Annotated in this window: 26 protein-coding genes; 18 read left to right on the top strand and 8 right to left on the bottom strand. The window is 37.5% G+C overall.

What is annotated here, in order from left to right:
* The first annotated feature begins 1 nt into the window (after nucleotide 1).
* From LGQ90_RS01360 to LGQ90_RS01335, 6 genes are all read left to right on the top strand, one after another.
* Nucleotides 2–763, top strand: a complete 762-nt coding sequence (locus LGQ90_RS01360; protein ID WP_229337361.1) for a DUF4129 domain-containing protein — start codon at nucleotides 2–4, stop codon at nucleotides 761–763.
* On the top strand, nucleotides 756–1973 hold the full coding sequence (locus LGQ90_RS01355; RefSeq protein ID WP_229337359.1) for a DUF4350 domain-containing protein: 1218 nt from the start codon (nucleotides 756–758) through the stop codon (nucleotides 1971–1973). The genes LGQ90_RS01360 and LGQ90_RS01355 overlap by 8 nt, the downstream gene beginning before the upstream one ends.
* Complete coding sequence (locus LGQ90_RS01350) at nucleotides 1945–2949, top strand: AAA family ATPase (protein ID WP_229337357.1); 1005 nt, start codon at nucleotides 1945–1947, stop codon at nucleotides 2947–2949. Before LGQ90_RS01355 ends, LGQ90_RS01350 begins: the two co-directional genes overlap by 29 nt.
* Nucleotides 2949–4280: a DUF58 domain-containing protein gene (locus LGQ90_RS01345; protein ID WP_229337355.1), complete on the top strand. Its 1332-nt coding sequence runs from the start codon at nucleotides 2949–2951 to the stop codon at nucleotides 4278–4280. Before LGQ90_RS01350 ends, LGQ90_RS01345 begins: the two co-directional genes overlap by 1 nt.
* A gap of 97 nt (nucleotides 4281–4377) precedes the next feature.
* Complete coding sequence (locus LGQ90_RS01340; RefSeq protein ID WP_229337354.1) at nucleotides 4378–4794, top strand: DUF2141 domain-containing protein; 417 nt, start codon at nucleotides 4378–4380, stop codon at nucleotides 4792–4794.
* Nucleotides 4795–5010: 216 nt separating this feature from the next.
* Nucleotides 5011–5973, top strand: a complete 963-nt coding sequence (locus LGQ90_RS01335; protein WP_229337352.1) for a LysR substrate-binding domain-containing protein — start codon at nucleotides 5011–5013, stop codon at nucleotides 5971–5973.
* Between the two features lie 27 nt (nucleotides 5974–6000).
* On the opposite strand, the gene LGQ90_RS01330 is transcribed toward LGQ90_RS01335, so the two are convergent.
* The 3 genes from LGQ90_RS01330 to LGQ90_RS01320 form a co-directional block, all read right to left on the bottom strand.
* Nucleotides 6001–6198, bottom strand: a complete 198-nt coding sequence (locus LGQ90_RS01330) for a hypothetical protein (protein ID WP_229337350.1) — start codon at nucleotides 6196–6198, stop codon at nucleotides 6001–6003.
* A gap of 139 nt (nucleotides 6199–6337) precedes the next feature.
* Complete coding sequence (locus LGQ90_RS01325) at nucleotides 6338–7138, bottom strand: TIGR00266 family protein (RefSeq protein WP_229337348.1); 801 nt, start codon at nucleotides 7136–7138, stop codon at nucleotides 6338–6340.
* Between the two features lie 79 nt (nucleotides 7139–7217).
* On the bottom strand, nucleotides 7218–7682 hold the full coding sequence (locus LGQ90_RS01320; protein ID WP_229337346.1) for a DUF4442 domain-containing protein: 465 nt from the start codon (nucleotides 7680–7682) through the stop codon (nucleotides 7218–7220).
* A gap of 322 nt (nucleotides 7683–8004) precedes the next feature.
* On the opposite strand from LGQ90_RS01320, the gene LGQ90_RS01315 reads away from it, so the two are divergent.
* From LGQ90_RS01315 to LGQ90_RS01290, 6 genes are all read left to right on the top strand, one after another.
* Complete coding sequence (locus tag LGQ90_RS01315; RefSeq protein ID WP_229337344.1) at nucleotides 8005–8541, top strand: DUF4870 domain-containing protein; 537 nt, start codon at nucleotides 8005–8007, stop codon at nucleotides 8539–8541.
* Nucleotides 8538–8882, top strand: a complete 345-nt coding sequence (locus LGQ90_RS01310; RefSeq protein WP_089664992.1) for a PadR family transcriptional regulator — start codon at nucleotides 8538–8540, stop codon at nucleotides 8880–8882. Before LGQ90_RS01315 ends, LGQ90_RS01310 begins: the two co-directional genes overlap by 4 nt.
* Nucleotides 8875–10638, top strand: a complete 1764-nt coding sequence (locus tag LGQ90_RS01305) for a PspC domain-containing protein (protein ID WP_229337342.1) — start codon at nucleotides 8875–8877, stop codon at nucleotides 10636–10638. The genes LGQ90_RS01310 and LGQ90_RS01305 overlap by 8 nt, the downstream gene beginning before the upstream one ends.
* Nucleotides 10639–10640: 2 nt before the next feature.
* Nucleotides 10641–10796 carry a hypothetical protein gene (locus LGQ90_RS01300; protein WP_229337340.1) on the top strand — a complete coding sequence of 52 codons (156 nt, stop codon included), beginning with the start codon at nucleotides 10641–10643 and terminating at the stop codon, nucleotides 10794–10796.
* Nucleotides 10797–10863: 67 nt separating this feature from the next.
* Nucleotides 10864–11706, top strand: coding sequence for a GIN domain-containing protein (locus LGQ90_RS01295; protein WP_229337338.1), 843 nt, complete (start codon nucleotides 10864–10866; stop codon nucleotides 11704–11706).
* An 84-nt stretch (nucleotides 11707–11790) separates the two neighbouring features.
* Nucleotides 11791–12093: a hypothetical protein gene (locus LGQ90_RS01290; protein ID WP_229337336.1), complete on the top strand. Its 303-nt coding sequence runs from the start codon at nucleotides 11791–11793 to the stop codon at nucleotides 12091–12093.
* A gap of 66 nt (nucleotides 12094–12159) precedes the next feature.
* Here the strand turns inward: LGQ90_RS01290 and trxB are convergent, their stop codons facing one another.
* The gene (trxB, locus tag LGQ90_RS01285; protein WP_229337334.1) at nucleotides 12160–13152 is read right to left on the bottom strand and encodes a thioredoxin-disulfide reductase; all 993 of its coding nucleotides are present in this window, start codon (nucleotides 13150–13152) and stop codon (nucleotides 12160–12162) included.
* A gap of 156 nt (nucleotides 13153–13308) precedes the next feature.
* On the opposite strand from trxB, the gene LGQ90_RS01280 reads away from it, so the two are divergent.
* The 6 genes from LGQ90_RS01280 to LGQ90_RS01255 all read left to right on the top strand — a co-directional run bounded on the left by LGQ90_RS01280 (nucleotide 13309) and on the right by LGQ90_RS01255 (nucleotide 17847).
* Nucleotides 13309–13947 carry a trimeric intracellular cation channel family protein gene (locus LGQ90_RS01280; RefSeq protein ID WP_229337332.1) on the top strand — a complete coding sequence of 213 codons (639 nt, stop codon included), beginning with the start codon at nucleotides 13309–13311 and terminating at the stop codon, nucleotides 13945–13947.
* Nucleotides 13948–14006: 59 nt separating this feature from the next.
* On the top strand, nucleotides 14007–14699 hold the full coding sequence (locus LGQ90_RS01275) for a LytR/AlgR family response regulator transcription factor (RefSeq protein WP_229337330.1): 693 nt from the start codon (nucleotides 14007–14009) through the stop codon (nucleotides 14697–14699).
* Nucleotides 14700–14850: 151 nt separating this feature from the next.
* Nucleotides 14851–15618, top strand: coding sequence for a hypothetical protein (locus LGQ90_RS01270; protein ID WP_229337328.1), 768 nt, complete (start codon nucleotides 14851–14853; stop codon nucleotides 15616–15618).
* Nucleotides 15619–15622: 4 nt separating this feature from the next.
* Nucleotides 15623–16150 (top strand): ester cyclase, encoded by a 528-nt coding sequence (locus tag LGQ90_RS01265; protein WP_229337326.1) that lies wholly within the window; start codon nucleotides 15623–15625, stop codon nucleotides 16148–16150.
* Nucleotides 16151–16162: 12 nt separating this feature from the next.
* On the top strand, nucleotides 16163–17116 hold the full coding sequence (locus LGQ90_RS01260) for an NAD-dependent epimerase/dehydratase family protein (protein ID WP_229337324.1): 954 nt from the start codon (nucleotides 16163–16165) through the stop codon (nucleotides 17114–17116).
* Between the two features lie 41 nt (nucleotides 17117–17157).
* The gene (locus tag LGQ90_RS01255; protein WP_229337323.1) at nucleotides 17158–17847 is read left to right on the top strand and encodes a cupin domain-containing protein; all 690 of its coding nucleotides are present in this window, start codon (nucleotides 17158–17160) and stop codon (nucleotides 17845–17847) included.
* A 102-nt stretch (nucleotides 17848–17949) separates the two neighbouring features.
* On the opposite strand, the gene LGQ90_RS01250 is transcribed toward LGQ90_RS01255, so the two are convergent.
* From LGQ90_RS01250 to LGQ90_RS01235, 4 genes are all read right to left on the bottom strand, one after another.
* Entirely contained in the window at nucleotides 17950–18363 is a 414-nt protein-coding gene (locus tag LGQ90_RS01250; RefSeq protein ID WP_229337321.1) for a YeeE/YedE family protein, read from the bottom strand.
* Between the two features lie 3 nt (nucleotides 18364–18366).
* On the bottom strand, nucleotides 18367–18924 hold the full coding sequence (locus LGQ90_RS01245; RefSeq protein WP_229337319.1) for a YeeE/YedE family protein: 558 nt from the start codon (nucleotides 18922–18924) through the stop codon (nucleotides 18367–18369).
* Between the two features lie 63 nt (nucleotides 18925–18987).
* Nucleotides 18988–19890 carry an NAD(P)-dependent oxidoreductase gene (locus LGQ90_RS01240; RefSeq protein WP_229337317.1) on the bottom strand — a complete coding sequence of 301 codons (903 nt, stop codon included), beginning with the start codon at nucleotides 19888–19890 and terminating at the stop codon, nucleotides 18988–18990.
* Nucleotides 19891–19996: 106 nt separating this feature from the next.
* Complete coding sequence (locus tag LGQ90_RS01235; RefSeq protein ID WP_229337315.1) at nucleotides 19997–21538, bottom strand: acyl-CoA carboxylase subunit beta; 1542 nt, start codon at nucleotides 21536–21538, stop codon at nucleotides 19997–19999.
* Between the last annotated feature and the right edge of the window lie 8 nt (nucleotides 21539–21546).

Below are 21546 nucleotides of genomic sequence, written 5' to 3'. Positions count from 1 at the left end.
CTTGAAAAAGAGATTTTTAATCATTCTTTTATTCTTTTCCTTCGGAATACTTTATCCTCAGGAAACCGATTCTCTGACTCAAAAAAAGGAGATAAGATATGATCGAACTTCCAATTTAACACCGGTTGAGCTTAATGAAAGTCAGATTGAAAAATATAAATCTGAAGAAGACTTCGACTACATTACGAATGTTGAAAAAGACAACTGGTGGACCCGTTTCAAAAAATGGATCAATGCAAAATACAACCAGTTCATTAACTGGTTTTTTGGAGATTATAAGGCAAATAGCATTCTGGCTGCTATTGCTGCGGTAATTCCGGTATTATTTATCCTTGCATTACTTGGACTTATAGCCTGGTTATTTTCAAAATTGAATCCAGGTGGAAAAATCTTGCAAAATCCCAGGACCAGTGAGGTTTTTCTTTATGAAGAAGAAGAACTTATAAAAAATGAAGATCTCTCGGCGCTGATGAAGGAAGCTATTCAAAATGGCCAATTTCGGCTTGCGGTGCGCTATTATTACCTGCAGGAACTACGAAAACTGGATGAGCTGGAACTTATTCACTATGAATATCAGAAAACAAATAAGGATTATTCCAATGAAATAATCAATAAGAAAATTCGAGAACAGTTCACCAATATCACCAAGCTATATGAGTTTATCTGGTATGGAAGTTTCCAGGTATCAGAAGCTGATTTTAAGCTGGCAGAAAAGGGTTTTATCAGGATGGAAGATGCATTAAAAAATCTGAAACATGAATAGAACCTATAAGATCGCCTTCGGTTTGTTCCTGTTACTGGTCATTTCTCTTACCTGGCTGGAAAGTTCTGAACCAGATCCCATTAACTGGACTCCCAGCTATACCAAAACAGATAAAATCCCTTTAGGAGCTTTCATATTTTATGAAATCTGGAAAAATGAGAATCCTGAAAATATAAAAGAGATCAAAATACCTCCTTATGAATATCTTAATGACCAGGCTTCTCAGGGTACGTATTTCTTCTTGAATAATTATGTGGCTTTTGATAAAGATGAACTGGCGGACGTTCTAAATTGGGTTTCAGAAGGAAATACTTTATTTATTTCTGCCTATAACTTTGGAGAGAAACTGGAAGACACGCTAAAAGTCAAATTATCATCATTTATTGATGCCGATGGATTTAAATCCAGGCCTGCACTTAATCTGGTGAATTCAAATTTGAAGTTTGAAAAACCTCTTGAATTCGATCAGGATCTGCCAGCAGTTTATTTTGATGAAATAGACACCACCAAGCAGGTAGTGCTGGGAACTTCTAGTTTTGGCGAAAAAAGAAGTGATATAAAGATCAATTTTATAAAAACAGAATTTGGTGAAGGTGAAATTTTTCTGCATTCTGCACCGCAGGCCTTCAGTAATTACTTTCTACTTAAAAATACCAATTACAGGTATAGTGAAGCGCTATTATCATACCTGAAAAACAAACCGGTTCTATGGGATTCTTATTATAAATCTGGAAAAGGCTTCTTCACCTCTCCCCTGTACATTTTATTAAATAACCGACCGCTAAAATGGGCTTATTATTTTGTGATCATTGCGGCCATCCTTTTTATATTATTTGAAGGGAAACGTAAACAACGTTCAATTCCTGTGGTAGAGCCATTAAAAAACCGATCGTATGAGTTTACCCACACCATGTCCAGTTTATATCTGGAACAAAAGAAATATCATGAGCTGGGCCTAAAAAAAATTTCACTCTTTATGGAGTATATCAGGAATCAATATAGATTGGATCCCTCGAATATCAATGAGGAATTTTACCGGCATCTCTCTGTGAAAAGCGAAAATAGTATAGAAAGAACCAAAAAGCTTTTCGAAATAATCTTTAATTTTCAGAAGAATTACGAAAATGAAAAGGACCAATTCTTCGAACTAAGCAATAGTATAAACACATTTAAAAAGCACGATGGAAAACCAGGAAGTGAATCAAAATAAAGAAGAATTAAAGTTTGAGAACAGAATTCCGCTGGAAGGCCTTAGCAATGCTGTGGAAAGTTTAAAGGCTCAACTTTCAAGGGTAATTGTAGGTCAGGATAATTTTGTAGAACTTTTGATCGTAGGTTTATTGGCTAATGGTCATGTACTAATTGAAGGAGTGCCGGGGGTGGCCAAAACGATCACCGCCAAATTATTCGCTAAATCCTTGAAGACTAATTTTAGCCGGATTCAGTTTACTCCAGACCTTATGCCTAGTGATGTTCTTGGAACTTCAATTTTCAACACGAAGACCTCTGAATTTGAATTCAAGAAAGGTCCTGTTTTCTCTAATATCGTGCTTATAGATGAAATAAACCGGGCTCCGGCGAAAACCCAGGCCGCTCTCTTTGAGGTGATGGAAGAAAGGCAGGTAACCATGGATGGTAAATTGTACAAAATGGAGGCCCCTTTTATGGTTCTGGCGACCCAAAATCCAATAGAGCAGGAAGGCACTTATGCGCTGCCTGAAGCCCAGCTGGACAGATTTCTATTCAAAATTGAAGTAGGTTATCCTGAGCTTGAAGATGAAGTAAAGATCCTTCAAACTCATCATGAAAGGAAAGGGAAACTTCCGGAAACAGAGATTGAAGCGGTACTTGAGCCTAAGAAAATTTCAGAGTTACGAGACCAGATCCATGAGATCATTGTGGAGGAAAAACTTCTAAATTATATTGCTGAACTCATCCATAAAACCAGAAATCATCCACACCTCTATTTGGGTGCGAGCCCGAGAGCTTCTATTGCGGTGATGAACGCCTCAAAAGCTTTTGCCGCAGTGAATGGACGTGATTTTGTGATTCCGGAAGATATCAAGAATTCTTTAAAACCCGTTTTGGCTCACCGACTAATTCTTTCTCCAGACAGAGAAATGGAAGGAATGACGGCCGGCAGTGTTATAGATATGATCACGCAATCTGTAGAAATTCCCCGATAGTGCTAAAATTCATCAGATCATTATATTTTGGAAAGACGGTATTTTATGCCTTATTCGGTATATCTATACTGTTTCTTATCTCATTCTGGTTTGAAGCTTTATATAGCATTACCTGGACTCTGACTGCAGTCATGGGAGTTTTGATATTTACTGATATTATTGCCCTTTACAGCAAGGTTTCGATAAATGTTGACCGAGTTTTACCGGAAAAATTCTCAAATTCAGATGAAAATACCGTTCTGGTAACTATTCAAAATAATTACGGATTTAAGATCTATTCGGAAATCATTGATGAAATTCCTGTTCAATTTCAAAAAAGAGATTTCCTGAAAACATTAGAAATCCCGGCTTATAAAAAAACAAGTTTTGAATACCTGCTCAAACCATTGAAGCGAGGAGAATATATTTTTGGAAACCTTAATATATATATCTCTACAATCTTAAGACTTGCCAAAAGAAGGTATATTTTTAATAAAGACCAGATGGTTAAGGTCTATCCCTCTTTTATTCAAATGAAGAAGCTCGATTTTATGGCGCTGGATCAAAAGATCGATTTGCATGGTATAAAACGAATCCGTAGAATTGGGCATACTATGGAATTTGAACAGATCAAGGAATATGTGCGTGGGGATGATGTTAGAACCATCAACTGGAAGGCCACGGCAAAAAATAACCAATTAATGGTCAATCAATTCCAGGATGAGAGGTCTCAACCGGTCTATTCGGTTATTGACTGTGGCCGAATGATGAAAATGCCGTTTGAAGGTCTCAGTTTATTAGACTATGCTATTAATAGCGCTCTTGCCTTTTCTAATGTTGCCTTAAAGAAAAAAGATAAAGTAGGAATGCTTTCTTTCTCGAATAAGATCGATAAACTTCAGAAAGCCAGTTCAAAACTGAGTCAGCTAAATAGGATCATGGACGCTCTTTATAATGTAGATACAGAATTTTATGACAGTGATTTCAGCTTATTGTATTCCCGGGTAAAAAAGCATTTAACCCATCGAAGCCTTTTAATGCTTTATACCAATTTTGAACATATGTCGGCATTGCAGCGGCAGTTACCATATTTAAAAGCGATCGCTAAGCAGCATTTACTCGTTGTGATCTTTTTCGAGAATACTGAAATGACCAAATTAACTCATATCACTCCGAAAAATGTGAGCGAGAGTGCTCATCAAACCATTGCAGAAGAATTTGTACATAATAAATTGCTCATGTCTAAAGAATTGCAAAGACATGGAATACAAACTTTGCTCACTCCTCCAAAAGAACTGAGCATTAATGCTATCAATAAATATCTGGAGATTAAAGCCAGAGGACTTCTTTAAACCATTCAGCGCTAATATTCTACAGTTCAGTCAGATGATTTTCTGAAAATTTGAATTTGCTTATATGTTTGTTTCATAATCAACAAATTAAAGTATTATGAAAACAATCGCCGTATTAGTTGCCATGTTTCTAGGATCATTAGTTCATGGACAAGCAGAAAAAACAGGTAGTATAAGTGCAACTGTTCCCAATGTGACCTCCAGTAATGGAGAAGTACTTTTTGCTATGTATTCTGAAGATAGCTTTATGAAGAAGGAACCTGAGTTTTCAGTTAAATCTGAAATTAAAAACGGACAAGCCACCGCAGTTTTTGAAAATGTACCTGAAGGAAATTATGCTATAGTGGTGTTGCACGATGAGAACGGAAACGGAAAAATGGATTTTGACGCGGGAGGAATGCCAGCAGAGAATTATGGCACCAGTGGAAATTCTATGATCTATGGTCCACCAAATTGGGGAGATTCAAATTTTGATTTTGACGGTACTGATAAAGAAATGGAGATCAGGTTTTAAATATTCTTTAAAGTCAATGATTCCATAAAACCAAATTCATCTAATGGAATGCCAGACTATCAAATGGATTATGAACAGATCAATCAGAAAACCTTCAGTTTTTGGGGGGATTACCCCCCACTTTAACTCAGCCCGATTTTGTAATAGATAAATCAAAGTTAATTGTTATTCTAAATAAGAAAAACTTATACCTTTGTATAAGCAAAATCTGTTTATATGACAATCACCCAACTTCATTATGTACTTGCAGTTGCCGAACATAAGAACTTCACTAAAGCGGCTCAGAAAGTATTTGTAACTCAACCAACTTTGAGCATGCAAATTCAGAAATTAGAAGAAGAGCTGGAAGTCACTATTTTCGATAGGACCAAAAAGCCGATTCAACTTACTGAAGTTGGGCAAAAAATCGTTCAGCAGGCAAGAAATATTGTAAATGAGAGCGACCGTATTCAGGATATCGTAGATCAGCAAAAAGGATTTATTGGTGGTATTTTCAGGCTCGGGGTAATTCCCACGATAATGCCTACGCTGCTGCCAATGTTCATTGGTAGTTTTATGAAGAAATATCCAAAGGTAAAGTTGAAGATCGAAGAATTACATACCGAAGCTATTCTTGAAAAGCTAAAAGAAGGACATCTTGATGCTGCTATCGCGGCAACTCCCCTGGAAGTGGAGGGCATCAAAGAAAATGTTTTGTATTACGAACCTTTTGTGCCTTATATTCCGAATAGTGAAGGAGCATCTATGTCTGAAAAAATTGATGTGGAAGACCTGGATATAAATAAAATGTTACTTCTGGAAGACGGACATTGCTTTAAGGATGGAATCATCAATCTATGCAAAGCTTCGAGAGATTATGATGGAGATCAGTTACAATTAGAAAGCGGTAGTTTTGAAACGCTGATAAAACTAGCCAATGAAGGGATGGGAATGACACTTCTTCCCTACTTGCATACGCTGGACCTCAAAGAATCTGAGAAGAAGCACCTTAAAATGTTCAAAGATCCTGTTCCGGCCAGGGAAGTAAGTCTTATCTATAACCGCAGTGAGCTAAAAATGCAGATCATTGAGGCCATACGTTCCACCATCGCAGGGGTAGTGAAAGGAGCTATTACCTTTCAAAATGTTAAGATCATAAGCCCTTTAAATAAAAAGAAAGAATACCAGGTTAATAATTAGAAAAGCGGCCTTTTGAGCCGCTTTCTATTAAGTATTTAAATACATTAAACATTGATTTAATTCGGGATTCTGTCGGGTTAAAGCAATGATCCATAATCTCAATTCCTCAATTTCATGAGGCAGTAAACGCTGAATCGCTTTTTTAACTTCCTTACAGAAAAGGTTAGCATCAAAACTCACTTTATCCAGTATAGTCTTGGTGTATTCAAACATCGCTCTCGCCATAATTTGAAAAGATTTAAGTTAAGATTAAATTGATAAAAAAATGAGTAGAATTATATTATAGGCTTTGTGATTTATTTGGTATGTTTAAATATAATAAATTCTATCGTGTTTTAACAATTGTTTTATCTATTTAACAGAATTAAAACCTGTTATCTCCACTTATTACATCGCCAATCCCGCCTAGAATACTACCTTCACCTTTGTCTTTTCCACCACCCTGAGGAGCCGCCTGGTGAATCCTGCTGGCTAGTCTGCTAAATGGTAAGGATTGAATATATACTGTGCCGGGACCGGTTAGGGTTGCAAAGAACAATCCTTCCCCTCCAAATAAAGTATTGCGAATTCCTCCAACAAATTCAATATCATAATCAACAGTTTGAGTAAATCCAATAATACAGCCCGTATCTACTTTAAGTTTTTCGCCAGCTTGTAACTCTTTTTTTGCCATGGTTCCTCCAGAATGAACAAAAGCCATCCCGTCACCTTCCACTTTCTGCATGATAAATCCTTCACCACCAAAAAAGCCACGTCCTAATTTTTTACTGAATTCAATACCAATAGAAACGCCTTTGGCAGCACAAAGAAATGCATCTTTCTGGCAAATGAACTTTCCATTGAACCTCGTAAGGTCTATAGGAATCACTTTTCCCGGGTACGGGGAGGCAAAACTTATCTTTTTCTTTCCCTGGATCTCATTGGAGAAAATTGTCATAAAGAGACTTTCCCCGGTAAGCAAACGTTTTCCGGCTCCAAGAACTTTACCCAGGAATCCTTCATTCTGCTTAGAGCCATCGCCAAAAATGGTATCCATTTTAATACCGTCATCCATCATCATGAAATTACCGGCTTCAGCAATAACTGCTTCCCGGGGATCAAGCTCCAGCTCGACGTATTGCATTTCTTCTCCGTAAATATGATAATCTATTTCGTGTGCATTCATCTTTTTAAGCATTAAGCTCAAAGCGGTAACCTTTAAGCATGGTTAATTTTATTCTATAATTACGCTAATAACTTTCAGTTTATTGTTTAGGACTTTTAACTTTTACGGTCCATTCAAATTCAAATACTGAAACTTCCACTCCATCTTCATTTAGACCTACAGATTTCATCCAGAAGGTTTGTCCGTCGCCGGTTTCTATAGTTTTCGTTAAGGCCTCATTGACCTTTTCCCCATCATAACATGAAAATCTGATCTTACCTGTAGCCTTCTTGGAAAAGCTTGCTTTATTTTGAGCTACCAACATAGAGATCTTTGCATTCGAACTCTGGATCTTATTCATAACCAATGCGCCGGTGCTTAACTCGGCTGCCATTGCCTGAACCGCAAAATACATGGAATTAAAAGGATTTTGATTGATCCAACGATGCTTTACCCCTACCTCACATTCGGTTTTATCTATATGCTTTACCCTCACCCCACATAACCAGGCGCTTGGTAATTTCAACATTAAGAAAGAGTTTAATTTCGAGGGAGTGAGCTTCATTTAATAGGTTTTAGAATGATTTTTTATAAAAGTAGCAAATAAGTTCCAGTTACCAATTCTTAAATTATTGTTAAATTTCAGTACTTTGTTTTGCATAATACCTTCTTTTAGACATATATTTGTATAAGAATATAATAGGTTATATAATTATCAATCAAAATCATCATGAAAAATTCATCTAAACATCAGGTAATTGCAATTCCAACACAGCAGAATGCATTAATAACACGAACTCAAATATATATAGCAGTAGCTTTTATATATATCTATTTTCTAACCACGATTTTCCTGTAACAGGTATAAAAATCTAAAAAATTAAAAAATGACTACTGAAAACGTCGATCAAAATAAAACCCTGACTACCGTACTTCATCTATCGGTATTCACAAAATACATTATACCACTCGGGAATTTTATATTTCCAATGTTGCTATGGCTCTCCCGCAAAGAGGATCCATTTGTAGATCATCACGGAAGAAATGCACTGAATTTTCAGATAAGCATGTTCCTTTACACGGTTTTCTTAATAGCAGTAGGAGCTGCAACATTCATCTATTTTGGTATGAAGTTTACCATTGGAGAGCCGCTATTCTTTGAACAGGATTCATTTGTAATAGAAAATGTCTCTGATGCCCTGCCCTTTTTCATCATCGCAGGAATATTGGGAATAATTTTACTCGGACTTTTTATTCTTGAATTATTTGCAGTCATCAATGCAAGTATCAAGGCAAACGAAGGTAAGTTGTATAATTATCCACTAACCATCAATTTTTTGAATTCGGAAAAACCGGATCAAATTAATCATCAAAATCAATCAGGAAATGAACAGTTTAATGACACCCAAAAACAAACACTATGAAGATTGAAAATACAAAGGCCCAGATGCGTAAGGGGGTACTGGAATACTGCATCCTCTCGGTTCTCCGGGATGAAGACGCCTACGTCGCAGAAATCCTGGATACTTTAAAAGACGCAAAATTGTTAGTTGTTGAGGGCACTATTTACCCTTTGCTAACTAGGCTTAAGAATGCGGGACTACTCAATTATCGCTGGGAAGAGTCCACCAGTGGGCCACCTAGAAAATATTATGGTCTCACTGAAACAGGAAAAATATTCCTTAGGGAACTCACCGGGACCTGGGAAGAATTGCAATCTGCAGTTAACATCGTAACCACTCAAAAAAAGAAGAATCATGAATAAGACAGTAAATATAAATCTTGCCGGCATTTTCTTTCATATAGATGAGGATGCATATGCCAGACTTCAGCGTTATCTGGAGGCTATTAAGCATTCCTTTTCCAATACACAGGGACGTGATGAGATCATCTCAGATATCGAGGCTCGTATTGCTGAATTATTTAGTGAGAAGAGAAAAGATGACCGTCAGGTGATAAGTATAAAAGAAGTTGAAGAAGTCATTACCATCATGGGACAACCTGAAGATTATATGGTAGATGAGGAGATCTTCGACGATGAACCTAGCAAAGCTAAGTCTACAAAAACAGTAGGTAAACAATTATTTCGTGATACCGAAAATGGTTATGTAGGCGGAGTATCTTCAGGCCTTGGTCATTATCTTGGAATTGAAACTATCTGGGTAAGACTATTATGGATCTTACTGACCATCTTCTCCAGTGGTGCGTTTATTCTAATATACATCGCTTTCTGGATCTTTGTACCGGAAGCTAAAACCACGGCCGATAAACTGGCTATGCGCGGAGAGGAGGTAACCGTCAGCAATATCGAGAAAAAGATACGTGAGGGTTTTCATGATGTTTCAGAGAGCGTAAAAAATGTAGATTATGGGAAATATGGTAAAAAGGCAAGTGCCGGTGCCAGCTCAGCAGCTACAACCCTTGGTGATATCATCAGGTTCTGTCTGAAACTATTTGTAAAGTTCATTGGTATTCTATTACTGCTAATTGCAGGATCTACCTTGATAGGATTATTTGTAGGTCTATTTGCCGTGGGAACATTTGGGATAATCGAAGCTCCGTGGACAGATTATATAGACATGGTGAACAGCGGAGCACCAATATGGGTTATTTCTTTACTTGCATTTTTTGCCATAGGAATCCCGTTCTTCTTCCTTTTTGTATTAGGACTAAAAATCCTGGTGAAGAATTTGAAATCTATCGGAAGAATCGCCTTGTTAACTTTGCTAGGACTTTGGTTGATCTCCATCATAGGTCTAACCGTCATAGGTGTGAGCCAGGCTACCAACAGAGCATTTGACGGAGAAACTGCAACAACTGAAAAGCTGAATATCACCCCGCAGGATACTCTTTTCTTAAAAATGAGAAGTAATCCTGAATACTCCAGTAGTATTCACAGATCTTCAGATTTTAGAGTGAAATATGATGAAAACAATAATCGTATTTTATACGGAAGAGATATAAGACTAATTGTAAAGTCTACAAAAGATTCCGTGGGATCTATAAAAATCGAGAAATATGCTGAAGGTAAAAACTTTAGAGATGCCAAAGAAAGAGCTGAAAATATCAATTATTCTACCAGCTTCGTGGGTAACGAACTTTTACTTGACGCTTATTTGACTTCAGACTCAAAGTTTGGTTACCGTGATCAGGAAGTACAGGTTACCCTGTTTCTTCCTGAAGGTACCACGCTTTATGCAGATGAAAATACATACTCCTTTCACAGCAATCAGGATTATTACGGTGATATACTGGAAAACGGACAGGAAGGTCATTTCTTAAAGATTGTAGACGGGGAAACCATTTGTGAAGATTGTCCTGCAGATACCTGGGACAGTGAAGACAATACCTGGAATGAGGAAGGAACTGAAGATTGGGACACTTCAGATGATTTTAATGGTAGAATCAATGTGAATGGGGAAGAAATGAATATTCGTATCAATGACGAGGGGATAGAGGTGAACGATCAAAAAGTGAATCGTGTAAAGATTGACAGTACCGGAATTGAAATAAACAACTAATTATGAGCACACTAATCAACCTTATAATAAGTTTCATCATGGGGGTTTTATTAGGATCCCAGTTAGAGGCACCAAAGACCGCACATCATGATTTAAAAAAACAATCTACTGAAATATTTCAGGATCTGGAAGCCAGGCAAAAAATACTGGAATGCTGATCAATCAATAAATAAGGCCTCCAATCGGAGGCTTTTTTTATATTTGATGTAATTATAAAATTACTTTATGTTAAAGAAATTACCATTACTCCTGCTAGTCGTATTATTTTCCTGTAAAGCACAGGATAAAATAAAAGGCAGTAGAAATGTAAAAACCGAACAGTATAATCTTAATTCTTTTCACTCCATTCAGGCCAAAGGAGAATTCAAAATTGGTATTCTCAAAGGCAGCCGGCCTATGATTGAAATTGAGGCAGACGATAATTTGCATGATCTTATCCAGACCGAAGTGATAGATGGGGTGCTCTATATCAAACCCATCAAGGAATTCAGCCGTAGCAAATCACAGGAATTGACCATTACCTTTTCAGATACCTTGCGTAATATTTTAATTGCCGGCGAGGTGGAACTTGAATCCTTACAGGATCTATATTTAGAGAATTTTCAGTTAGAGACTCGAAAGAAATCCAAGGCTTTCCTGACACTGACCTCCAAGACCTTCAACCTTATTCAAAATGATGATGCTGAAGCTGAACTAAACATTACCGCTTCTGAAGTGATTTACCAGTTAAACCAGTCTTCAAAAGTAGAATCTCTGGTTAATTCTCCTGTTTTTAAGGTGGACATCTACGAAAAAGCTTCCGCCAGGATTGATGGAGAAATTCAGGATTTTATTATAAGAGCCGATCAATCTTCAAAATTTGATGGTGAGAATCTAACCTCAGTCAAAGCGAATGTTTTGGCCCAGGGTGATTCAGAAGTACGGGTAAATGTAAGTGACTCTTTGGAAATAAGGGCAAATGGAACTTCAGAAGTTGATGTTTATAACAATCCTCAAATCGATCTTGTAGAATTAAAAGATGAAGCCGTCATCGCTAAGAAAGAGTTTAGTAAAGGACTTTTCAAATAGGGCTATTTCCCAAAGTTTTCAGAAATAAGATTGAATGATATGGCTAATGCATAATTTTACTGCGGAATTTTAAATAGTAAAACCATGAAAAATTTATTTAAAAGCAGCCTTTTAATTCTTGCCCTAAGTATTGGTTTTGTATCATGCAGAAATACCGATAACGAGGATAAAGAAAAGACCGAAGTTGAAAGAATGATGGATGATCCCGATAATAAGGTAGAAGTAAAGGACGGAGGTGATAAAATAAAAATTGAAACTCCTGAAGGTGATGAAATAAAGATCAAAAAAGATGACGGAGAATACAAGAAAAAAGTTGACCGTGCAGATGGAAGTGAATCAAAAGTAAAAGTTGATGATGGCGAAGTAAAGGTGAAAACTGATAACTAAAGCTGTAAATCTTAAAATAAAAAATCCCGCACGAGCGGGATATTTATTTATATATTCTCCTGAAAATTATACCGTTTCAGGCCTGGTTTGTGGTCTTTGAATATCTTCTTCAGTCTCTATCTCGGCAAGATAGCGCTCAGCATCCAAAGCTGCCATACAACCTGTCCCGGCTGCAGTCACCGCCTGACGATAGATCTTATCCTGAACATCACCCGAGGCAAATACTCCCGGAATATTAGTTCGTGTAGATTTACTCTGCGTGATCACATATCCGGTATCGTCCATATCTAACCAGCCTTTGAAAATATCGGTATTTGGTTTATGCCCAATAGCGACAAAGAAACCAGTGATCTTTATCTCTTCCTTCTCCCCTGTCTGGTTATTTACCATTCTGAGTCCTTCCACCACCTGTTCTCCCAGGATCTCGTCAACCTCTGTATTGTATCTAAGATCAATATTCTTGGTATTTTCAACACGATGCTGCATTGCTTTGGAAGCTTTCATATAATCCTTACGAACCAGCATGGTAACCTTATTACAAATATTAGAAAGATAGGTAGCTTCTTCCGCAGCAGTATCTCCACCACCTACGATGGCAACGTCCTGACCTTTGTAGAAGAAACCGTCGCAAACAGCGCAGGCAGAAACTCCTCCACCTCTTAACTTCTGTTCGCTAGGCAATCCTAAATATTTAGCGGTCGCTCCTGTTGAAATGATCACAGATTCAGCTTCTATCCATTTAGAATTATCTACACAGACTTTATGAATTCCTCCAACCTCTTTTGAGAAATCAACTTCGGTGATCATCCCTATTCTTACTTCAGTTCCAAATCTTTCAGCCTGTTCCTGAAGTTCCATCATCATTTTGGGACCATCAATTCCTTGTGGATAACCGGGGAAATTATCAACTTCAGTAGTTGTGGTCAACTGTCCGCCAGGTTCCATCCCTGTATACATAACCGGTTTAAGGTCTGCACGGGCAGCATAAATTGCCGCAGTATAACCAGCAGGACCAGAACCTATAATTAAACACTTTACTCTTTCTATAGTATCACTCATTGTACTTATTTTTCTCTGTATAAAAGTAGGTTGTTTGATGCAAACCTTACAGCTATTGTTATTAAGATCATCTATTTGTTGATAAACCTAAAAAATAAAGCCAGAAATCTATTTGGCTTTACACAAATTTAAAAGATAAAATTACCTTTGCCAAGTATGGAAATGAGTTTATTTACAATTCTCGATGTGCTGGGAACCATAGCTTTCGCTATTTCCGGAGCTCTTTCTGCGATGAACCGAAGACTGGATCTCTTCGGAATTTTTATTATTGCTTTTGTTACAGCAATTGGTGGCGGAACTGTTCGGGATATTCTAATAGGCAGTACCCCGGTGATGTGGATGGAAAATATTGTGTATATCTATCTCATTGGTGTAGTCACCATTCTGGCGATCATCTTTAGAAATAAACTTAATTATCTGAAAAAATCCCTTTTCCTATTTGATACTATCGGTCTCGGGGTATTTACCATCACGGGAGTTGAAACCGGAATTCAAAATGGCCTTGACCCTATAGTTTCAGTAGCACTCGGTGCCATGACGGGAACATTTGGGGGAGTCATACGGGACATTCTTTGTAATGAGATCCCCGTGATCTTTAGAAAAGAGATCTACGCCACCGCTTGTTTAATTGGTGCACTAGCTTATGTAATTCTGTATGATATGGGAGTGGATGCAGATGTTATTTACCTGGTTACCTCACTTACGGTTATTAGTATCAGGCTGGTAGTTGTGAAATATCATATTAGTTTACCTTCTTTCTATCCTGCATCTCCAAAAAGCTCCAAACTAAGATAATCAGGAGTTATTTAACTGATCTTCAATAGTTTCAGTATCTTTATACTAAATCGTATTGAATGACCCGGCAAACGAAAATCATCATCGTCGAAAATAATATTCCCATGGCTGCAAAGTTATCTTTGCGGTTAAATAAACTGGGATATCATATTACTGGTATTTTTTCAAGAGCGAAAGATGCTTTAAACTTTATGGAACAGGAAGTCCCAGATCTTATTCTTATGGAAGACCAATTAAAAGGTCAATTAAATGGAATTGAATCTCAAGCGGCACAGTTAGATCACTCCGTTTTATATTTCAACAGGAATAAAACTGAATCTTTACAGACTTATCTATCCGAGAAATTAAAAGACCAGAAGAAGAAATTAAAAAAGGAAATTTCTGAATCTCTGGACCATTTCAGAAAAAAGCCCCACCAAAAAGAATTCCAAACTATTTTAAAGGATAGAATTTTTGTTCGGCACCATGACAAAATGGTAAAAATATCGCTTAATGATATTCATTATATCGAAGCAGATCGCAATTATTGTAAGGTTTATTCAAAAGATAAAAAATTCCTTCTGGTATGTACTTTAAAAGAAGTAAACGATAAACTTAAGGATAAACGTTTTTTAAGAATTCACCGCTCTTATATCGTAAATCTCGCTCATATAGATGAAATTGGAAGTAATCATGTGGTTATCTCTTCTCACGCGCTTCCTTTAAGTAAAAACATGAGGTTAGAACTTTTTCGTCATTTACAGGTAATCTGATTTTTCAAATTCTTGTTCTTCTTCCCGAAATTATCTCTTTGGTAACTATTTATATGCCCCGGGACATAAATTAATCCTCTACGTCCAAAAGTGGCTATTTATCTGGGGTTTACTTTATAAATTCAGGCATATTAACTAAAAAACCAGACCAATGAAATCAATCAGATCTATTATTTTTTTCATAGCACTTTCGCTGTGTATGATAATTACGGTAACAGCACAAAGTGACCGGTACCAAATGTATGTAGTTCATGAAGATCATGTTAAAGACGGCATGATGAATAAACACATTGAGGCTGACAAAGCCATTCTTGCTGCGGCCAAAGAACATAAAATGAAAGGAATGGACTGGCTCACCTTCCAGGCTGAAGATAATCGCGTGATGTACCTCAGCCCTATTAACAACTTTGCTGAACTAGATAAAAATCCATTTGAAGATCTTAAGGAAAAAATGGGAGATGAGGCTTTTGAAAAGCTTTTTGAACCTTTTGCAGAAACCTACACCAAACATGGGGATTATATTCTAAGACTGGATAATGAGCTTTCTTATATGCCAGAGGGTATGACTCAGAATACTGATGATAAAAACTATAGAGAGTTAGTTTTTTACCATATTCCGCCAGGAAAAGATGAAGAAGCTGAAGAACTGGCTAAATCCTTTAAGAAACTTTATACAGAAAAAGGTTCAAAAGTTCATTACCGGGTATATAAAAGTGGCTTTGGAACTATGGATAATTATTATATGGTAGCTGCTTCAGCAAAAGATGCTGCTGCAATGGAAAAATTGCGAAATGAAAATATGGAGCTGCTTGGAGAAGAAGGAAAAAAACTCTTTGCTGAACTTGAAAATACCATGTCCAAAAGAGAACTTGTAAAAGGTCATATTAAACCTGAGCTATCATATCTAACTCAAAACTAAGATGATGAAAAAAGCAATATTGATAATTTTCAGCATGTTTCTTTTTATATCCTGTAATAAGGCTAATAAGGAAGACAGTACAGTAAGATATACTCAGGATTCTGATGAGATAAGCACGTTAAAAACAGTTATTCAGAATTATGAGAAGGGAGAATGGGACCAGTATAGAAGTCATTTTTCTGATACCGTAAAGATGTATTACAACAGTAGGGAAGCAATGAATATAGATGCAGTTGTGGCTATGCACCAGGAGAATAATGCTGCACTTTCTTCCTATGAATTTCCAGATGCTAAGGATGAATTTGAAATGGTAGTTACCGATGCTGATGAAACCTGGGTGAACTTCTGGGGAGAATGGCAGGGTACTATAGCCGAAAATGATTCAACAGTCTATATTCCGGTTCATATCACCGCCAGATTTGAGGATGGAAAGATTGTTGAAGAACATCTTTATTTCGATAATTCGGGAATAACCCAGGCTCTAACTAAATTAGAAGAAACAAGAACAAAGGCACAGGACTCCCTTAAGTAGAATAATAAAATTATGAAAACTATAGGGATAACCGGAGGAGCAGGTTTTATAGGAAGCTATATCACCAGGAAATTTCTTGAGACCGAAAACAAAGTTAAAGCATCTGTTACCAACATTTCCACGAGTGAAAAATATGAACATCTATTTGAACTTGGAAATGAAGATAACCTGTCTGTCCAGGCTTTAGATGTGCAGGATATTGAAACTCTTAGAGATTTTGTGAGTGATTGCGATATTCTTATTCATTGTGGAACTCCCTTTAAATTGGGAGTTGAAGATCCTCAAAGAGATTTATATGAACCCACAGTGCGAGGAACCGAAAACCTTCTCAAAATTGTAAAAGAGAATAAAAATATTGAAAAACTTATTTTCGTAGCTTCTGTTGCTGCTTACAATACTTCATTTCCGTATCCTGTAGCAGACCGGGAGAAAGATCATCTATATACTGAATTGGACCAACCATATCTGGATGCCACTAATATTCCGTATGCCCAGGCTAAATATCATGCAGACCAGGCCGTGCGAAAATTTATTCAGCATAATCCTGAGTTAGATTTTGAAATTGTGAGCATTTCTCCAGTTATGGTAATAGGCAATGCCCTATCCAAAAGAGAAGATTCTACCTCCATAGTTTTACAACATCTATTCAAGTCTGGTGAACCAACAGATGCTTTCACCAAAACACTCTTTGATGAAGATGTGGAGTTTGCCCTTGTAGATGTAGAAGATGTGGCTGTGGGTGTCTATAAGGTAGCTATGGGTAAAGGAAATCATGCCAAGAATTATCTATTTACAAGTGAAAGCTGGAAAATTTCAGACATTTCTAAAATGCTTAACGGAAATTCTCCCGAAGAAGCTCCACGAATAGTATATAGCAATGAACTTGCTAAAAAAGATCTGGATATGAAATTCAGGCCGGCCAGGGAAGCTTTGCAACGCTTTAGCGATCAATCAGTTTTATCATAATCGAAATTCACCAAATTAATACTCTATTAAAATTAATAATCATGGAAAAATCAAGAATTATAGTTTGTCATGCCCTGGCCCTTTTCCTACTCCTCCCCTTAATAAATCTAAATGCACAGGATGCAACCAAAATAGATCCTGATCATTACAAGGTGGAATTAGAAAACGATAAAGTAAGGGTATTGCGAATTAAATACGATCCCGGCGAAGACTCAAAAATGCACGAGCACCCAGAAGGAGTAGCCGTTTTTCTTACAGATCATAAGGCAAATATGAAAACTGCCGATGGTAAATCTATGGAAATGGCCGGTAAGGGCGGTGATGTGGTATGGGTAGACAGGGCGAAACATCAACCTAAAAATACAGGTGAAAATCCATTTGAACTTATACAGATAGAATTAAAAAACAATGGGAAAGTAGCCGGTAAAAAGAGCCTGCATTTATTCGAGCTTCCGGATGGAATTAGTGAAAATCAACTTAATGATTTTCTAAAAGAAATGAATAAAGCGATAAGTGAAGAAGGTTATCCTGAAGCTGGCTATCACCTTTATAAGATTAACGACGAGAATGCTGAATATAAATATTTCATGGAAGGTGTATGGCCAGATTCGGCGACCTACGATAAGATCCATGATTCTGAAAAATGGAAGGCAGCAGCCGAAAAAGGAAAAGATATAATAGATAAAATTCAGGCCCAGGAATTATACCTGAAGGCGGAAAAAGTGAATTGAATTAATTCCGGATCCAAATTATAAAAAAGAACTTAATTGGTTCAATTAAAAGGCACTGAAATCTGTAAATTTCAGTGCCTTTTTAATTTTATCTTATTGGATTTAATGTGGAAGTTTATCCCTTAATAAACCATAGAGAAAAGTTCCCAAAATAGCGGCCAGGAAAACCACGATCACCGAAACATATCCTGCACCGATAAGAGTGTAAATTGGTCCCGGGCACGCACCCGCCAACGCCCATCCGAGTCCGAAAATGATTCCGCCGAACATATAACGACTAAAACTTTTTTTCTTCGGAATAAACTGAATTTCCTCTCCATTAAGATCTTTCATTTGTTTCTTCTTGATCAACTGGATGCCAATCACCCCAAGAATTAAAGCTGAACCTATGATCCCGTACATATGGAAAGCCTGGAACTGGAACATCTCATAGATCCTGAACCACGAAGCGGCTTCAGACTTGAACATTACGATTCCGAAAAATATACCTATAAATAAATATGCTATTACTCTCATTTTCTAAAATATTAGGGGAAATAATAAATGAACCATCACCAGGCCGCCAATAAAGAATCCTGTTACCGCAATTAAAGATGGCAACTGTAAATTACTTAAACCTGAGATCGCATGTCCGGAAGTACATCCTCCTGCCCATCTTGCTCCAAAACCTATTAACAATCCACCAATTATAAGAATACTTAAAGCTTTCCAGTCGGTAAGAGCTTCCAGGCTATAAAGTTCATCTGGTAGGTAAGCCTCGCCTGCACTATCAAATCCAAGTCCCTGAAGTGTAGTCACAGTTTCCGGATTGATTGCTACCGCAGGATCTGCGGTTAAAAAATTCATCGCAATAAACCCACCAATTGCTGCACCAACAATCACAATAAGATTCCATTTTTGCGCACGCCAGTTAAAGTCAAAAAAACTTGCTTTCTCATCGGCCCCGCACATGGTACAAATAGTTCGAAGATTCGAAGACATTCCGAATTGTTTCCCCATAAAAATGAGAAGAAACATTATTAAAGCTATTAGTGGTCCCGCAACATACCAGGGCCATGGTTGTAATATAAATTCCATATTATTTTAATTCAGGTGCAAATTAACGATTTGTGAAGTCAGAAATCAGTAACAATGGTTACACTAACTTTTATCGCTATATGCTTTTATATTTTGTAGTACTTTTTCTGATAACCTTTCAAGCGTCTGAGAAGACCATCCCGCACTTTTTTCCAGGGCGATAATATTTTCAGAATTTAGACTTTCCAAGGAAAGTTCCTTTTTTCCATCCCCATCAAAAATTGCAAAATTAGCATCATTTTTAATCCAATTTGCAAATGCCTTCTCTTCAAAGGGAAGTCCCAGAGAGGTGTTGATAAGGATTTTTCCGTTTCCGAAATTATTAAATTCATCCTCCCCGACCGGCTGGGCATTTTTTGGTAAATGAAAGGAAACAAATTCACAGGTTTTCATTAATTTATTTAAGTCCAGATATTTAAGTCCTTTCTCCTCCCACTCGTTTTTCCTGGTATTACTGTAATAGTAAAGATCTACACCAAATGGAAATAAGCAATTTGCCAGCAATTTTCCGGTAACTCCTAATCCAATAATCCCAATTTTCAGATCTGTTAGCTCCCGGGGCATTTCTTTCCATTGTTTGCCTTTATAACCATTCAGTAATTGAATAAGTTCTGAAATAATAAATTCTGCCACTCCGGGGTCCCCATAATCTTTGATTCCCTTTACCGTAATTCCTCTTTCCCTGGCAAATTTCACGGCGACATTGGCCGACTCATCATCATATAGACTACAGGCCATTCCTATATATTTCAAATTTGAACAAGCCTCGATGATGTCTTCATCCAATTCGGTATGCCAGGAAACTATAACTGCTTCTGCATTGCCGATTCGTTGTATAACCTCATCTTTAGAATCAGGATAATCTGTATAAACCTCAACCTCTTCTTCGCTTAACTTTTGCAATTCTGAGATCGCCTTGTCGTTTAACTTAGTGTTGTCTACACAAACTATTTTATTGAATTTCATGGTTAGCGTTAATCTTCTTAATAGAATTTTTATGAGATGCTGAAATAAATTCAGCATGACGCATTAATGCTTAAAAAAGGCCGGGATAAATTCCGGCCTATAAAATTTATAACGGAATATTCCCGTGTTTTCTGTTAGGCCGAAGTACATGTTTGTTTTCTAGCGCGCTAAAAGCCTTGATCAACTTTCTTCGGGTATCTTTCGGCATGATCACCTCATCGATGAAACCTCTTTGCGCGGCTTCAAATGGAGTGGCGAATTTTTCGGCATACTCCGCTTCTTTCTCTGCAAGTTTCTTTTCAGGATCTGCAGCTTCAGCGATTTCTTTTCTGAAAATGATTTCTGAAGCTCCCTTGGCTCCCATTACCGCGATCTCGGCAGTTGGCCAGGCATAGTTCAAGTCGGCACCAATATGTTTGGAATTCATTACATCATAAGCTCCTCCATAAGCTTTTCTCGTGATAACAGTAACTTTTGGCACCGTTGCCTCACTTAAAGCATAAAGCAGCTTAGCACCATGCAAAATGATCCCGTTCCATTCCTGGTCTGTTCCCGGCAAGAATCCGGGTACATCTACCAATACCAAAAGCGGAATATTAAAACAGTCACAGAATCTCGTGAATCTTGCTGCTTTCTTAGAAGAATCCACATCAAGAACTCCGGCCAGGCTCATGGGCTGATTGGCGATCACTCCTACACTGCGGCCTCCAATCCTGGAAAATCCAACAATTATGTTCTCAGCATAATTTTTATGGATCTCAAAGAAAGAATCATCATCTATAATTCCTTTTATAACCTCATGCATGTCATAAGGCTTGTTAGAACTATCGGGAACGATATTCTCCAGAACCTCACGATGTTCATCTCCCAATTCAAATTCAAGCTTTTCGGGAGCAGTTTTATTGTTCTGAGGCATGTAGCTGATCAATTGCTTGATGTTTTCAAGACAAATAATATCATTGGCCGAGGTAACATGCGTTACCCCAGATTTAGTGGAATGTGTGCTGGCACCTCCAAGTTCTTCGGAAGTTACTTCTTCATTGGTCACTGTTTTCACCACATTGGGACCGGTTACGAACATATAAGATGTGTCCTCTACCATGAGCGTGAAATCTGTCATCGCGGGAGAATAAACTGCACCACCGGCGCATGGTCCCATAATAGCTGAAATTTGAGGAATTACCCCCGAAGCTTTTACATTTCTATGAAAAATATCCGCATAACCCCCAAGAGACTTTACACCTTCCTGGATACGTGCACCACCTGAATCATTCAAACCGATCATGGGAGCACCTACTTTTACCGCCATGTCCATCACTTTACAGATCTTTTCTGCATGGGTTTCAGAAAGTGAACCACCAAAAACGGTAAAATCCTGGGCAAAGACATAGACTAAGCGACCATGAATGGTTCCATAACCGGTAATTACCCCATCACCATAGAATTTTTGTTTATCCATTCCAAAATCGGTGGTGCGGTGGGTTACTAAAATCCCAATTTCTTCAAATGAATTTTCATCCAACAGATATTCCACTCGTTCACGGGCAGTCAATTTCTTCTTCTCGTGCTGTTTGGCAATTCTTTTTTCACCTCCACCTTTGTGGGCTTCTGCGATCTTTTCTTTTAATTTATCGAGGTTCTGACTCATCTCTAAAT

It is taken from the genome of Christiangramia sediminis (assembly GCF_020552705.1).
Taxonomy (GTDB): domain Bacteria; phylum Bacteroidota; class Bacteroidia; order Flavobacteriales; family Flavobacteriaceae; genus Christiangramia; species Christiangramia sediminis.
Note: the sequence above shows the minus strand (reverse complement) of the source record. Positions and strands in the feature narration are given on the sequence as shown.